A 14804-nucleotide genomic window follows, 5' to 3' on the forward strand; every position below is an offset into this window, starting at 1 on the left:
AGATTATAATTGTGGGTGATAAAGATGATTACGGAAAGGGAAACCATCATGGCAATTGTGGATAATGATTGCCTATCAAAGTCGGACGTGGCAATATTGCTGGAAGGAGACGGTTTTTTTCGATTACAAAAAGCAGTAGAGTTATACCGGCATGGTGTAGTGAGAAAGATAGTTTTTAGTGGCAACACAGTGAAGAAAGAATATGGGAGTTATCCATTTGAAGAAGTCAGGCCATTCATTCTCCAACACGACATTCCGGAAGAAGATTTAATACATGAAGACAAATCTTTAAATACTCAGCAGCAAGCAGTTGAAGTTGTTAAAATTGCTATGAAGAGTGGCTGGAAAAAGCTGGCGCTGGTAGCTTCACACGAGCATCAATACAGAGCCTATCTTACATTTCTTAGAGTTGTTTTGGATACAGATAGCGGAATAATACTCTATAATGCCCCAGTGCGTAATCTCAATTGGTTTATTGATAGTGGCTGGGGAACTCGATTTGATAGACTTTCTGCTGAATTTGAGCGTATAGAAAAGTATTCTGCTATAGGGCATCTTGCGAATGCGGGAGAGGTCATTGAATACCAAAAGTGGAAGGAATCCTTATTAGATGATGGAAAAAGCAACACTTGAAAAAGCAAAGGTGATCATGGGAGACAATTTGATTGGATCTTATGAATTGAAAAGGGTAGGGTTGTTTGAGGTTAACGATCATCCTGAAATACCATATTTCGTAGATGATCTGGAAACTAAAAAGAATGATTATTTTCTGATTCTCGGAGTATCCAAATTTGCTAATGGAAAGGCAGTTACAATTCGACATTTAAAAGAGATTTTTGGTATGGATCCGAACCAAAAAGAGCCTTGTTTTTATAATCAGGATTGGTATGACAAGGAATCTTTTATCGATCTGCCGATGAAGAATGAATGGTTTCTTATCAGAAAGACAGTATATGAAAATAGCAGAGCCGTACAGCCAACAGATTTAATGAAACAGTATACATTTCCGTCTGCAGTCAGATGCACATATGCGTTTTTCTTAGTATGGCTGGCTCTTGGAGTAAAGATTTGGCACCATGATTTTGTGTGGTGCAGTGATACAGACCATAATGGAGATAGGATTTATGTTGGAAAGTATCATGATGTTGATGGAGTCAACAAGAACGGATTTAGTATTCATAGACATTTAGGGCTTAGAGAATGCTATGGATGTATAGATTAGCATTATGAATGAGGAATAGCAGTGAAAATACTAGAGTTGGCAGCATACGCATATTATAAAGATCACAAGGGCTTTGAAAAGAATACAAGTGGCTTTGCTTATGCCGTTTCCGATATATGTGAGTCATTGGCTATGTGTGGAAATGAAGTTTATCTCCTAACTCAATCTGGGATTACAAATGGATTCCAATGTAACAATACGGTAATTATAAAGAAGAGATGGATTGATATAATTCTTCATTTGCGGCTAAGAGATTTTGTTTATGGAATAATTGCAGCGCACGGATTATCCGGTACTTTTGTAGAAAAGTTGAAGACGATTTATTACTACGTAAATCGGGGATATACAGAGAAAATAATAAGTTTGATAAACCCAGATATTATCCAGATACAATCTATCGGGGATTATACGGTTCCATTTATGATGGCTGCAAGTAAGTCGGGGATTCCGTTTATCGTTTCGAATCATGGCTTAGCAACATTTTTATCTGAAGTTGAACCTAGATTAAAAAAAATGGAGGGTTATTTTTTTAAGGCAGCAACAAAGAATCATACGATTGTGACAACAGTAAGCAGTGGGATTAAGAGAAGAATAGTAAATCATTACAACATAAAGGGAGACAATATTATTGTAGTTCCCAATGGAGTTATACCGGCTGCTAATGATATTGATGAAAAGAAAACTAATGGGTTGAGAAAAAAACTCAACATAAAACAAGCTGATTTCGTGTTTATATGTGTTGGTTCAATATCAAACAGGAAAAACCAGCTTCAGGTTGCCAGAGCTTTCCGTTTGCTTATTAATAAAATTGAAAACATTAAATTGCTTTTTGCAGGTGACGGACCACAAGTTGATGAGTTGAATGATTATGTACAGAATCATGGTTTGGCGGATAAGGTTGTTCTTCTTGGAAATATTGAACATAGTATGATGTCATATTATTATAGCATTTCAAACTGTACAATTGTGGCCAGTGTGGATGAAGGTTTTGGTTTGCCGGTGATTGAAGGTTATTCTTATGGGGTTCCCTCCGTTATCTATAGTGACTTGGATGCCATAGAGGATATTTCTTTTGCGGATTCGACAGTTGTTGTAAATAAAAGAGATGATGAGTGTCTCGCTGAAGGGATGGAACAAAGCGTTATTTTTGATTGGAATAAAGAAGCTATAAAAAAACGTGCATTGAAGTTTACAAATATTAAAATGGGAGAAAAATACCAAAATGCATTGATAATTGGAATGAAACAGAAGTCATCAATGGCCCTTGATGATGTGAAGGCTTTGATGAAAGGGAAGGGGGTAAATTAGTATGTTCGAATATATATTTGCTTTTTTCCCTATGCTTTACGGATATTCCTTTAAAGGGATTGGCTTAGATCTGATAATTATGATTTTTGCCTCTCTTTTTCTTTTGAGGAATCAAGGCTTTAGGTTCATTGCAAATAAGCAAAATAGGGATTTTCTTTTGCTTTTCTGCTATGTAATAATAAAAGACTTATTCATTGTCATATTGGGGCAATCAAACAGCAGTGAGAGTTTTCACAGGCTATTATCAAATATTGCCTATATATTTTTGTTTTTAATCCTTCTCGGGAAGGATTTTAATCAGAAAAAATTCTACAAGGGGCTTAAGATATCCGGAACTGTGTTTACGGCCGGATTGCTTTATCATTTAGTGCTGATATACAGATTTGGCCTTCCTGCTAAAGGGATATCGATTATTCCCGGTTATGAATTTGTAAACAATAACTGGCTTAATCGCCCGAGGTCATTTTTTAGCGAACCTGCTGCATTGGCTCAGGCAATGTTGCCACTCTTGTTCTATTCACTGCATAAGAAAGATTATAAATGGTCCTTAATTGCTACGTTTACAATATTTATGTCAACGTCCACAGCAGGGATACTTCTTGCAGGAGTGTTATGGATCATGGAATTTATCATTGGAAAGGGCAAGAGAGCACACAAGATATTAGTTATTATAGTATTTTTGATGAGTGGAGCGTTTTTGCTGAGGACAGAGATAGCAACAGACTCCATTGCTGCGCTTCAAAATCGGCTTTCTGGTGGAGGTTCAACGTCTGTTCGAGTATTTCTTGGATTTGAAATACTCAGCACTATGCAGCCTAATCAGTTTATCACTGGATTGCTATACAATAAAGCATATGATTATGCTGTTCAAAATATTGGCTTGTTTGAACAAACGTCTATTGCAAGGATGATTGTGGGGTACAGTGAGGGAGAATTTTTTATAAACGCATTTGTGTCATTGGTATTTCGCTATGGTGTAGTAGGATTTATTCTTTATTTTAGAGTGTATAAAGGTAAAATCTTTAATAAGGGATATGCAGGACGAGCATTAGCAATCATGACAATAGTAGAAACAATAGGAGATAGTATGCTTTTTAATGCATATTATTTTTTTATTATGCTTGTATTGAATTATTTATGTCAGGAAGAGGAAAATGTCTATGAAAGTTATGCATATAGATTCAGGATTGGGCAATCAGATGCTGGCATATTGTGAATTGCTAGCATACAAGAAGGCAAATCCAGAGGATGATTTTTATATAGAGACAATGGTATATGATATTGAACAAGCATGTCGAACAATCTCTCAGTGGAACGGATATGAGCTTGATAGAGTTTTTGGGATAAAAGAAAAAAATATAAAAGACTTGTTTGATGAGCCACAGTGGAAAAGGATATTAAACTTTGTTATTAGATCGGAATTCTGGAATGACAACTGGAGATATTCTGATGCAATATGCAGTGCACTAAATGCAGAGGGGATAAATTTAAAGAATATCTATTCAAGACCACATAAGCCACCCAAAAAAGAACTGCTTACCTTTATAACTAAGACAAGAGCAGGCTATTTTGTCAAAAGAAAAATATACGCTCTGTTTAGTAATAAGGTTATTGACTCAAGAAATATGTATATAAAAAGCTCAACCGATGATTATATCGGGCCAACATTGCAGTTCTCCTATAAAAATAGAGGAATAGAGCTTTTAGATAAAGAAATCAGACAAGCATTTTCCTTCCAAGATATTGAAGATGAATATAATAAAAATATGAGCAAGGTGATAAATAATTCAGATAGTGTTGCGATACATGCCAGAAGAGGAGATATGTTATCTGCAAATGGTCATTATTATAAATTTGGCTACTTTAAGAGGGCGGTAAAGTTCATTCAATCCAGAGTTCCAAATCCGACATTTTTTTTCTTTTGTGATCCGGGTAATATAGAGTGGATTAAGAGAAATTTGAGTGTTTTTGGATTGAAGAGTGAAGAGGATAATATTCAATATGTGAATGGAAATACAGGTGATAACAGCTTTAGGGATATGCAATTGATGGCACAATGTAAGCATGCAATAGTTACAAATTCGTCATTTGGATTCTGGGGAGCTTACCTAATAGATAATAAAAATAAAATCACATGTTCACCTGATATTAGAATTAATACAACATATAATTTCTAATTAAGTAATATAATGCGTGATAAATGATTTTATTAAAAATGTGTTGAGAGGAATCGTTATATGTTTTATCAGATACGGACTGCGCTAAATGAAATATATAATAGATGGCAACTGAATATAGGTAATGTTCAATTTGGAAAGACTTTAATAAGTGGTCGTATTACAATCATAAACAGTGGCGGGAAAATCGAGATCGGAAATGGATGTATGTTTAATTCTGGGAAGGGTCACAATCCGATAGGTGGAGATACTGTTTGCAGACTTGTTTCGTACGGTGGAATTATTAAATTAGGAAATAGAGTTGGAATATCGAACTCGACAATCGTTTCGAGAGAAAGCGTGATTATTGAAGATGATGTATTTATTGGTGGCTCTTGTAAGATATATGATAATGATTTTCATTCTATCAATATGGAAAAAAGGGTATACCTTTCAAATGAGATACCATGCAAGCCTGTACACATAAAGAGAGGTGCATTTATCGGTGCACATACCATTATTCTTAAAGGAGTAACTATCGGGGTGGGATCTGTAGTTGGTGCTGGTTCAATTGTGACTAGAGATATTCCGGATGGAGAGACTTGGGCTGGAAATCCGATACAGTTTGTAAAATCGATAGAGCACTATCAGGAGAAAGAATAATGTCAATTAAATCAAAACTTCATAAGCTAGGATTGATATCATTTTATAATACAGCACGGGTGAATATTCATTATTTTGGAATGAGGGGGGATTTAGCCCCCGATTTATTATTTCAAAAAACGTTGTCATAAAAGAGATTCGAGGGACAGTAACAATCGACAGGGACAGCAAGGTTTGGCTTGGGTTTGGGGATGTTGGCTTTATTGATCAGAAATATGAACGTATGATATGGGATGTAACAGGAAACGTTGTTTTCAAAGGAAATGCGTCCTTTTGCCCAGGGTGTAAAGTTGTATGCATGAGCAACGGAAGGATAGAATTTGGTAAAGAATTTTCTTGTAATGCAAGGACAAAGATTGTATGCAATAAAAATATCACGTTCGGTGACAATTGTATGATTTCATGGGATTGTACGTTTTTGGATACTGATTTTCACAAGATAGTGGATTCTGAAGGACAACAAAGGAATATGGATGAATCCATTCATATAGGAGATCATGTATGGATTTGTTCGGAAGTGCTTGTACTTAAGGGAAGTAAGATACCAAGTGAATCAGTTATTAGCGTTAGAAGCATTGTTTCCAAGGAATTGAGAGAGGAATATTGTATTTATCATAATAATGATATTTGCAGAGAGAATTCCTATTGGGAGAAATAAATAATTTTAAGCAGAAAGAGGAGACGGCAGTGAGTTTAAGAGAGAAATGTCCGGTTCTTAAGTTCAGAGATCTTGGCGACGAGAGAGGAAAGCTTGTAGTTATAGAGGGCACACAGGCAATTCCTTTTGCAATTCAGCGGGTATTCTATATATATGATTCCGATTCTACAGTGGTCCGAGGACAGCATGCCAATAGGGAATCCGAGTTTATTCTTATCAATGTTGCGGGACAGAGCAAAGTAAGGGTTACTGATGGAAAGGAAGAATTCATCGTAGAATTAAATAAGCCAATGATGGGAGTCTATATTCCTAAAATGATTTGGAAGGATATGTATGATTTTTCATCGGAGTCCGTCCTTCTTGTCCTGGCCAGCACTCATTATAACGACAAAGAATATATCCGTGATTATGACGAATATCTGAAAGAAATGGGTATTAGAAAATGATGGTTTTTTGTACGCTATTTGACAGCAACTATCTTGATAAAGGGATTGTGATGTACAGATCTCTGATGTCGGTTAGATGTGACTTTAAAATGTATGTTCTTGCTATGGATGAAAAGTGCAAAGAAGTACTTGATGCTTATCGGGGTTCTAAGCTGGTGACAATATCTGTAGATGATTTTGTGGAAGAGATGGGCTTAAGCGAGCTCCGAAAGAACCGTTCCAGGGGAGAATTCTGTTGGACGTGTACATCCTACCTTATAGACTATGTACTGACTAGATTTAATGAGCCAATTTGTACCTATGTTGATTCTGATTTGCGCTTTTACAGCAATCCTCAATGCTTAATAGATGAGATGGGTGAGAGGACAGTGCAGATTGTAGAACATCGATATAATCCAACTATGCTTGGAAAACTCGGGAAAGCAAACTCAGGGGCATACTGTGTAGAGTTTAATACCTTTAAAAATACTGTAGATGCGTTACAACTGCTTCACTGGTGGAAAGAAAGATGTTTTGAATCGTGCACTATTACTGCTGATAAAAAAGGTGTATGGGGTGATCAGGGATATCTGGAAGAGTGGGGAGATAAAAAGAATGTTTCAGTGTTATCACATTTAGGCGCAGGAATGGCGCCATGGAATGTAGTACAGTACAGGCTGATATCAGAAGAGAATGGAATAATAGCTGAAGAAAAAAAGTCGGGAAAGCAGTTCCCTGTTGTGTTTTACCATTATCACAATATAAATTATTATAATGCTCATAAAGTGTGTATTAGTGTCCATGAACCATGGCTGGAAGATAGGAAGCTGATAGATGCATTGTATCTTAGCTATTTACGTGAAATAGATGATGTAAAGAACGAATTAAAAGATAAGTTTGGAATATATCCGCTTTTACACAGTCATCCCGGAATGGAGAATAAAACTCTCCGTAAGAAAAGAAATATTAAGGAACTTATAGCGACGATTGATTCGCTTATTATTCCTAAACTCTATGTGAAATGCATAGGAACCAAGAAGCAACAGAAATACGAACATCTAAATATTATTCGTTTTTAAGGGGTTAGTTAATGAAAAAAGCAAATCTGGTTGTGTTTACTCAGAACCTGAAATTAGATTCTTTGGGGGAAATTTTAACTGAAATCAACAAGGATTATCCGACTGTTCTTCTTACAAGTCATTGCTTGTTTGAAAATGAAATAGAATCTATAGAGGAAATGATAGGAAATGTCGAGACATATACGTTCGCCTCACTAATGTCCGATGCTGATATGGAAAAAATAGATATAGATGCATACAAGGAAGAACACGAAGACATCGGCGAGTATTACAAAAGGATTAAGGTTAAAAAAAATGAGCTGATTATTTCAAGAATTCTTGAAAAGATTGATCCGGCAGTTAAGCTGATACTCTGTGATGATCTTGGAATCGATTTAGACAGCTGGCTTAAGGCAGGATTCAGGAAAGTAGAATTAGAATATTATCATAAAACTGAGGTTGCTGAATCCGAGAATAAGACTGCATATTTTCAGGCAATAAAAAGGTTCGCAAGAGAGCCTGTATATTCAACACATTACAATGGAAAGAAATATGTGTTTTATGGCTCGATGAACCGGATCGGATATCGACTAAATTCTGAGTTTAAACGGGACAGGCTGGAGAACTGGCTATTTATTGCCACAATAGTCTCCAGGAAACTATTTAACAAATCCATATGTAGAAAAAATGTGAAGCATATCTCAACGCTTCACGAATCATTAAAATGGAGATTCCCAAAATTATCAAATTATGAGGTTGGATTAATTCAAGATGGTTATTTACCTCCGAATTATTCAAGTTTGTATCTGAAATTCATTAATCTGAACGAGCATTATTATGCATGGGATACCCTTGGTATGCAGGTGTTTCATAATCAGAATATTCCGGTAAAGATGCTGCCGCTCAGAAAGAAACTTTATTTGCCGGAACCGGAGCTCAAGAGGGTGAAGTCTGTCTTGTGCATTGCAAGCGGAGCCGGCGATTGGACGGCAATGAAGAACCGATCAGATGAAGACATGATGATTCTTGCTTTTGTTGAGGTGGCGAAAAGACATCCGGAGATTAAGTTTGTGTACAGATGTCACCCCAATTGGGTATATCCTGCGCATCAAGGAATGAACTCTATTAATAGAGTAGCAGAATATTTTTCATGGTTGAACTTACCAAATCTTGTTTTATCAGGAAACATTCCATCTACTAATTTGGATAATTTTCAGCTTTCTATTTCTCGTAATTCCTTAGCTGAAGATTTAAAGGAAGTGGATATTGTGTTTGGCGAACATTCTATTTCAATGGTAGATGCAGCGTTTAAAAGAATCCCTTTTGCATCAGTTAATATGACAGGTAGACGTGATTTCTTTTGCGGTATGACTTCACTTGGATTCCCTCATTGTGAAAGCATAGAGAATATAGAATCTGTATTAATGGAATGTGGGAAACAGAAGTTTGATGATGAGTATAAGGCTGCTGTAGAAAAATATAATCGGATGACAGATGAAGAATAGCTTTTTTCTTGGAGATTATCTTGATATGGAGAGAAAAAAATATATTGATGTACTTCGTGGATTTGCGATGATATCGGTTGTTCTTCAGCATGCAATTAACACAGGAAGTTCATCTTTGATGAGAGTTTTACTTACCTATCATATGCCCTTGTTTTTCTTTATATCGGGTATATTGATGCAAGGTCAGGATTATAGAAAAATTTCTTTTGCCGTGCACTTTAATAAGTTGGCGAAGTCGATTGTCATTCCTATAATGACATATACATTTATACAAGGCATAACAAGAATAATCATAGATGGATTAATTCAAAGAACAGGATTTCCAAGTCTTTGGGTTTTATTAGGCCCTCTCTTAAATTGGTTTTTGGTTACGCTGTTATTAATGAAACTGATTTGCTGGGCGAAGTATAGGCTTTTGAATGGTAATAAAGCTATCATTTACCTGATTGCTGAGATTCTTTTATTTTGCTTATGCACTTATACGAAAATCAAATATGTGCAAATGACATTGTGCGCATTGATATTCGGCGATTTTGGATATATTCTCAGACCGTATATTGAGAAAGTATATTACTCGGAGCTTAAGACAAGATATATTGGAAAAATCATTCGGGGGGGTATTCAGTTTGTTCATGATCCTCGCAATTATTCTTTCAGCATATAACGCTCTGATCTTTGTGTATATGAATCAGTATGGAAATAAAATTGCTTTTATATTAATAGGATTACTGGGGATTATTTCTCTTGTAGATTTATCGTTTGCTTTTAAAGAAAGTGTGTTTTTCAATTTTATTGGCAGAAACACAATGATAATATATGTTACACATTTTGCGGTGTATCGTTATTTGCGCGAAATAGTATGGGAATATCTTTATGATTCAGCAAGTTTACAGTCCGAATTCCCATATTACTGGATCTTATTTTTAGCTGCTATGGTTTTGCAATTTCCTATAATCTATATTGCGAATCGGTTTTTCCCAGTACTGTTTGGAAAAAGGAAAAAATAAAGGCCATAGATTTTATGAGGTTGGCATGAAATTGAACAGTAAAGAGAATGTAACGGCAAATCTTCTCTGGCGGTTACTTGAAAGATTTGGGGCTCAGGGAGTCACCTTTGTTGTTTCAATTGTACTCGCAAGACTTTTGGAACCAAATGTATATGGTGTGATAGCTCTTGTTACAGTGTTCACATCTATTATGCAAGTTTTTGTTGACAGTGGACTTGGAAATGCCTTGATTCAGAAAAAAGATGCTGATGATTTGGATTTTTCTTCCGTATTTTATTTTAATATCGTGTTTTGTCTGGTTCTTTATGGAGTTATGTATTTATCATCACCATTGATAGCTAGGATCTATGAAATGCCAGAGTTAGTTCCAATACTTAGAGTACTTAGTTTAACAATTGTTATTTCTGGGGTAAAGAATGTACAACAAGCATATGTTTCAAGAAATATGCTTTTTAAAAAGTTCTTTTTTGCAACACTTGGCGGAACTTTTGGAGCAGCTGTAATTGGGATCTTAATGGCTTATAAAGGATATGGTGTATGGTCGTTGGTGGCTCAGAATCTGTTTAATTTATCTATTGACACATGCATTCTTTGGCTCACTGTAAAATGGCGGCCAAAGAATTTATTTTCGCTAAATAGATTGAAAGGACTGTATTCTTTCGGTTGGAAACTCCTTGTCTCACAATTAATTGATGCTGTCTACGAGGATGCCAGATCTCTAATTATTGGGAAAAAATATTCTACTGGTGATTTAGCATACTACAATAGGGGAAAGCAGTTTCCACAGTTACTTGTGAGTAATATGAATTCCGCAATTGAAAGTGTTCTTTTTCCATCAATGTCGATGGAACAGGATAATGCTTTAAAAGTCAGAACGATGACTTCTCGTGCTGTAAAGATAATATCATATATTATTATGCCTATGATGTTTGGGATGGCAGTTTGTGCAGAACAAATTATAAATCTTATACTTACACCTAAATGGGCAGAAGCTGTTCCGTATATGCAGATTTTTTGTATTGGTCTTGCTGTTGTTCCGACTTCACTTGCAAATTTAAATGCAATAAAAGCAATAGGTAGAAGTGATGTTTATCTCAAGCTTGAAATCATCAGAAAGATATTTGGTACAGTTACACTAGTTTGTTTTATGTGGTTTGGAGCAAAAGCAATTGCTTATAGTTATCTTCTCAATTGTGTGATTACATTTATAATAAATGCTTTTCCTAATAAAAAATTGTTGAATTATGGGTATGGAAGCCAATTGTTAGACGTTTTACCTGCAATTCTACTTTCATTGGTGATGGCAGCCATCACTTATATGATTAATTGGGTGCATTTATCCGATTTAATGACTCTTATAGCTCAGGTTATTGTTGGTGTGTCAGTATATATATTGTTTTCAATTATTTTTAAGGTAGATAGTTTTCAATATATTTTATCAATAGTTAGGAGATTAAGTAATAAAAATGATAGAGGATAAGACAGTTTGAATTTATTCTCTATTCAATAGGTAATTGCGAAACAAGTTCTCAATCTTGATCACGGCAGAGTAAGAAACCGACAGCACTGGATTTAGAGGAGGGGTATGCCAAGGACTGGTATTTAGGGTATAAAACAAAGCAGATAGAAATATCTGCCGGTAAAACAGAATATTAAGTGAAGCCTTACGCAATCATTCGTTGGCATATCGGTTCGGTCAGGCCAACAAGATGGTCGAACATGGATTGTAAGTCCAATAAGAGGAGATGTTTTATTTTGTAACAAAAAGAATCCCGTATTTATGTGGGTTTTGGCGTTTCGCAAACGCCTATTCTCTATTCAAAAATGAAAGGAGTAGTATTGTGAAGAAATTCGCTGCGGTTTTCCAGGTTTTTGAGTATGTCAGACTTGCTTTTGCGGCCAAGGTCTTTTACCAGGCCACACTGCTGCGCAATGAACCATATCAGGCTTTCAGACTTATGTGTGTTCAGTCCGTCACTGACAAATGTCCATGATACCCCTGGGTTCTGTTTCGATCAATGCGCACATGGTCTCCACGAAATCCTCTTCTGTATGTGGGGGATTTAAGTATGGCATTTCCATACTCCCTATGGCAACATAAAAGAAATCAGTCAGACTGGTTGTCCCATGGTGGATATATTCAAATTCCATATATGTTGCTTTCCCAGGAATTGCGGGTTCGGCTGGGTACTTGTGCTCCAGTGCCTGGATCCCAGTCATTTCATCCACGGATATAGTATGGCCGCCTGCCGCTAAAAGGATTATCTTCGCATGCTGTACCTGACGAGCCGGGAGGGTTCTGCTTCTGGCAAATTTAGAAAGGATGGGGCAGATGGTTTCAGGTGTTACAACAGGGGGTAGCAATAAATGGTATATTAATAGTCTCCTATGTATTCTTTTAATTGTGTCATATGTTGGGATTTTTCTATATAAAATATTACTTGCAAATTAATGCAGTTCTGTACTAGTACAACGAATATTAAGTCATTGGCAGTTTGACTTGCCTATTTTCCTGATAGCACTACTCCCCAAGCCTCGCCGTAGCCACCGCTACGACTGCGTTTGTGAAGCAGCACTCTCAGAAAAATATTCTGCGTCAAACTATCCAAAACTTAATTTTCGTTGTACTAGTGTGCTAACCAGATTATATTTAACTTAATTATTTTTCACAGCCACATCAAATTTAGGATAAAGAGATACCAGCTTAGTCCTGGCATTATCGGTAGTGAACTGCCATTGGATACAGGCTGCATGTTCATTGCGATCGCTCTCCCATGCTGCCAGCTCCTGACAGAGCAGTATTATGTCTGCAATTCGCCGGGACAGGCACTGACGTGTCATTACATTAAGTTCTATTTCGGCAATGTTCAGCCAACTCCCATGTTTGGGAGTGTAATGGATTTCCAGCTTTTTAGCAATCCTGCGGGCTTCCGGAGCTGGAAATGCTTTGTACAGGGATGAAAGTGCATGGGTGTTCAGATTGTCCATGACAAGTATGATCTTATCCCGGTCAGGATAGCTGACATCCGCCAAGTACCTGATTTCCTCAGCCCAGTCAACGGCAGTACGGTGTTCTCGGACGCTTACATGCCGCACACCGCCCAAAGGCTCCACAAATACAAATATGCTGCAGGTTCCGTTTCGGACATATTCGGAATCGATTTTCTGTGTGTCACCTGGACGCATGGACAGAGGTTCTCTGGTTTCTTCAAGCAGCTGGTATGGCTTTTTATCCATGCATACCACTGGAACTGCAGGGTTATATGGCATTTCATAAATATCCAGAATATCCTCCATGCAGGCTACAAATTCTGCGTTTTCTTTGGGAGGGATGCACCAGTAGGAGTTTTTGTGAGGTCGAAGTTCATTTTTTTTAATGTTTCCCGTATGGTTTCCCTTCCAACCGGAATATCAAGTTCAACACGTGCCTTTTCCTCCAGGAGCCGGAGCGTCCAACGTGAGTGTCCCTCTGGGACAGGGCCGCAGGCCATTTGGATAATGCGTGCTTCGGCACGTCCATCCATTTTACGGAGTGCAGCACTGGAATTGGGGCTGATATTGTAGCGTACAATATCCGTTATGCCGTTTTTGACATAGGACTGGACAATATTTGTTATGGTGGCAGGGCAGACTGCATAGCTGTGGGCAATCTGGGCATGGGTAAGCCCTGTTCCCTGTTCTTCATCCAGTTCAAGCAGTATCTGGCACCGCTTTAAAACAGTTTTACAAGTTTTTTTGTTACGGACTGTCTTTTGAAGCACAGCTCTTTCATCATCACTGAGCTTAATAATGTAAGTTTTAGGTCTTGCCATAATCGCCACCGCCGTTTCTTTTTAGTGTAACATGAAGTGGTAATATATGGAAGAATTATTTGACTAAATATAAATCGGTCAGTACACTAGTAGATTAAGTTTCTTTTATTAGAAAGGTGCAAAAAAGTATCATAGATAAAATATTAACATTAATAAGAAAGAGGCTTTAAATGATAAATAAAAATATAGATATAGCTAAGCAGACTAAAATAATTGGTTATACGACAGGTGTATACGATATGTTTCATATAGGTCATTTGAATATAATTCGTAGTGCAAAAGAACAGTGTGATTTTCTTATTGTAGGTGTTAGTACGGATGAACTTGTAAAACATGAAAAGAATAAAACACCAATTATTCCATATAAAGAGCGTGCAGATATTATTGCTTCAATAAAGTATGTGGATCTAGTGGTGCCTCAATTAGATAAAAATAAACTTAGTGCATGGGAAAAGTATCACTTTAATAAAATGTTTGTGGGTTCTGACTGGAAGGGAACAGAACAATGGGAAAGGTACGAAAAACAATTTTCTCCACTTGGGGTTGAAATTATTTATTTACCTCATACAGATGGGGTTTCCAGTACAGAGCTAACCAAGGTTATTAAAAATATGCTCATAGAATGTAATGGTTAAAGGTGAACTATATATGGATAAAATTAGAACTGCAAATCTAAGGAAAAATTCTATAAGAGAGTATGATATAGATATTTTAAAAGGTTTAGGTATAATTCTAGTAGTAATTGGACATTTGGAACCAGATAAAATTTTGCTAAGACATATTTATTCATTTCATATGTTCCTTTTTTTCTTTGTTTCGGGATACCTTTGTAAAATAGTTCGAGAGAATTATTTAAATTATATTATAAAGAGAACGAAAAGACTGTTACTTCCTTTTGCTTTTTGGAATATTACAGCAATAGGGATTGAAGAGATTTTATTTGGTACATTAAATTGGGTAAGTTGTATAGAACAATTATTTTTCTTAAGA

At 36.4% G+C, this 14804-nt stretch carries 17 protein-coding genes; 14 read left to right on the forward strand and 3 right to left on the reverse strand.

Annotated elements, in window-relative coordinates:
• The first annotated feature begins 48 nt into the window (after positions 1–48).
• The 12 genes from VSQ61_RS07490 to VSQ61_RS07540 all read left to right on the forward strand — a co-directional run bounded on the left by VSQ61_RS07490 (position 49) and on the right by VSQ61_RS07540 (position 11482).
• On the forward strand, positions 49–633 hold the full coding sequence (locus tag VSQ61_RS07490) for a YdcF family protein (RefSeq protein WP_334343822.1): 585 nt from the start codon (positions 49–51) through the stop codon (positions 631–633).
• Positions 611–1222, forward strand: a complete 612-nt coding sequence (locus VSQ61_RS07495; RefSeq protein WP_334343823.1) for a hypothetical protein — start codon at positions 611–613, stop codon at positions 1220–1222. The genes VSQ61_RS07490 and VSQ61_RS07495 overlap by 23 nt, the downstream gene beginning before the upstream one ends.
• Positions 1223–1243: 21 nt before the next feature.
• Positions 1244–2530 carry a glycosyltransferase family 4 protein gene (locus tag VSQ61_RS07500; RefSeq protein WP_334343824.1) on the forward strand — a complete coding sequence of 429 codons (1287 nt, stop codon included), beginning with the start codon at positions 1244–1246 and terminating at the stop codon, positions 2528–2530.
• 1 nt (position 2531) lies between these two features.
• Positions 2532–3746: a hypothetical protein gene (locus VSQ61_RS07505; RefSeq protein WP_334343825.1), complete on the forward strand. Its 1215-nt coding sequence runs from the start codon at positions 2532–2534 to the stop codon at positions 3744–3746.
• Positions 3691–4707 carry an alpha-1,2-fucosyltransferase gene (locus tag VSQ61_RS07510; RefSeq protein ID WP_334343826.1) on the forward strand — a complete coding sequence of 339 codons (1017 nt, stop codon included), beginning with the start codon at positions 3691–3693 and terminating at the stop codon, positions 4705–4707. Before VSQ61_RS07505 ends, VSQ61_RS07510 begins: the two co-directional genes overlap by 56 nt.
• Positions 4708–4767: 60 nt before the next feature.
• A complete protein-coding gene (locus tag VSQ61_RS07515; RefSeq protein WP_334343827.1) occupies positions 4768–5349 on the forward strand; it encodes an acyltransferase in 582 nt (193 codons plus the stop codon).
• Between the two features lie 687 nt (positions 5350–6036).
• Complete coding sequence (locus VSQ61_RS07520; RefSeq protein WP_334343828.1) at positions 6037–6453, forward strand: sugar 3,4-ketoisomerase; 417 nt, start codon at positions 6037–6039, stop codon at positions 6451–6453.
• A complete protein-coding gene (locus tag VSQ61_RS07525) occupies positions 6450–7511 on the forward strand; it encodes a hypothetical protein (protein ID WP_334343829.1) in 1062 nt (353 codons plus the stop codon). Before VSQ61_RS07520 ends, VSQ61_RS07525 begins: the two co-directional genes overlap by 4 nt.
• A gap of 11 nt (positions 7512–7522) precedes the next feature.
• Complete coding sequence (locus VSQ61_RS07530) at positions 7523–8995, forward strand: hypothetical protein (protein ID WP_334343830.1); 1473 nt, start codon at positions 7523–7525, stop codon at positions 8993–8995.
• A gap of 25 nt (positions 8996–9020) precedes the next feature.
• Positions 9021–9659 (forward strand): acyltransferase family protein, encoded by a 639-nt coding sequence (locus tag VSQ61_RS07535; protein WP_334343831.1) that lies wholly within the window; start codon positions 9021–9023, stop codon positions 9657–9659.
• Entirely contained in the window at positions 9628–10002 is a 375-nt protein-coding gene (locus VSQ61_RS22835) for an acyltransferase family protein (protein WP_350340144.1), read from the forward strand. The genes VSQ61_RS07535 and VSQ61_RS22835 overlap by 32 nt, the downstream gene beginning before the upstream one ends.
• A gap of 25 nt (positions 10003–10027) precedes the next feature.
• Positions 10028–11482: a lipopolysaccharide biosynthesis protein gene (locus tag VSQ61_RS07540; RefSeq protein ID WP_334343832.1), complete on the forward strand. Its 1455-nt coding sequence runs from the start codon at positions 10028–10030 to the stop codon at positions 11480–11482.
• Positions 11483–11976: 494 nt separating this feature from the next.
• On the opposite strand, the gene VSQ61_RS07545 is transcribed toward VSQ61_RS07540, so the two are convergent.
• The 3 genes from VSQ61_RS07545 to VSQ61_RS07555 all read right to left on the reverse strand — a co-directional run bounded on the left by VSQ61_RS07545 (position 11977) and on the right by VSQ61_RS07555 (position 13814).
• On the reverse strand, positions 11977–12153 hold the full coding sequence (locus VSQ61_RS07545) for a hypothetical protein (protein ID WP_334343833.1): 177 nt from the start codon (positions 12151–12153) through the stop codon (positions 11977–11979).
• A gap of 504 nt (positions 12154–12657) precedes the next feature.
• A complete protein-coding gene (locus VSQ61_RS07550) occupies positions 12658–13380 on the reverse strand; it encodes an IS630 family transposase (RefSeq protein WP_334343840.1) in 723 nt (240 codons plus the stop codon).
• Positions 13305–13814 carry a helix-turn-helix domain-containing protein gene (locus VSQ61_RS07555; protein ID WP_334343834.1) on the reverse strand — a complete coding sequence of 170 codons (510 nt, stop codon included), beginning with the start codon at positions 13812–13814 and terminating at the stop codon, positions 13305–13307. Before VSQ61_RS07555 ends, VSQ61_RS07550 begins: the two co-directional genes overlap by 76 nt.
• 170 nt (positions 13815–13984) lie before the next feature.
• Between VSQ61_RS07555 and VSQ61_RS07560 the strand changes: the two genes are divergently transcribed.
• Together VSQ61_RS07560 and VSQ61_RS07565 are read left to right on the forward strand one after the other, a co-directional pair.
• A complete protein-coding gene (locus VSQ61_RS07560) occupies positions 13985–14449 on the forward strand; it encodes an FAD synthase family protein (protein WP_334343835.1) in 465 nt (154 codons plus the stop codon).
• A gap of 13 nt (positions 14450–14462) precedes the next feature.
• Positions 14463–14804: acyltransferase family protein (locus VSQ61_RS07565; RefSeq protein WP_334343836.1), on the forward strand; the 342-nt coding region annotated here is incomplete at its 3' end.

Source organism: Candidatus Merdisoma sp. JLR.KK006, from assembly GCF_036941035.1.
Taxonomy (GTDB): Bacteria; Bacillota; Clostridia; order Lachnospirales; family Lachnospiraceae; genus Laedolimicola.

Bases quoted from the DNA above. Each gene is read 5' to 3' on its own strand.
- VSQ61_RS07505 (WP_334343825.1), top strand. From the start codon at position 2,532: ATGTTCGAATATATATTTGCTTTTTTCCCTATGCTTTACGGATATTCC.
- VSQ61_RS07545 (WP_334343833.1), bottom strand. From the start codon at position 12,153: ATGGAATTTGAATATATCCACCATGGGACAACCAGTCTGACTGATTTC.
- VSQ61_RS07560 (WP_334343835.1), top strand. From the start codon at position 13,985: ATGATAAATAAAAATATAGATATAGCTAAGCAGACTAAAATAATTGGT.
- VSQ61_RS07525 (WP_334343829.1), top strand. From the start codon at position 6,450: ATGATGGTTTTTTGTACGCTATTTGACAGCAACTATCTTGATAAAGGG.
- VSQ61_RS07530 (WP_334343830.1), top strand. From the start codon at position 7,523: ATGAAAAAAGCAAATCTGGTTGTGTTTACTCAGAACCTGAAATTAGAT.
- VSQ61_RS07555 (WP_334343834.1), bottom strand. From the start codon at position 13,814: ATGGCAAGACCTAAAACTTACATTATTAAGCTCAGTGATGATGAAAGA.
- VSQ61_RS07495 (WP_334343823.1), top strand. From the start codon at position 611: ATGATGGAAAAAGCAACACTTGAAAAAGCAAAGGTGATCATGGGAGAC.
- VSQ61_RS07535 (WP_334343831.1), top strand. From the start codon at position 9,021: ATGGAGAGAAAAAAATATATTGATGTACTTCGTGGATTTGCGATGATA.
- VSQ61_RS22835 (WP_350340144.1), top strand. From the start codon at position 9,628: ATGATCCTCGCAATTATTCTTTCAGCATATAACGCTCTGATCTTTGTG.
- VSQ61_RS07510 (WP_334343826.1), top strand. From the start codon at position 3,691: ATGAAAGTTATGCATATAGATTCAGGATTGGGCAATCAGATGCTGGCA.
- VSQ61_RS07490 (WP_334343822.1), top strand. From the start codon at position 49: ATGGCAATTGTGGATAATGATTGCCTATCAAAGTCGGACGTGGCAATA.
- VSQ61_RS07515 (WP_334343827.1), top strand. From the start codon at position 4,768: ATGTTTTATCAGATACGGACTGCGCTAAATGAAATATATAATAGATGG.
- VSQ61_RS07540 (WP_334343832.1), top strand. From the start codon at position 10,028: ATGAAATTGAACAGTAAAGAGAATGTAACGGCAAATCTTCTCTGGCGG.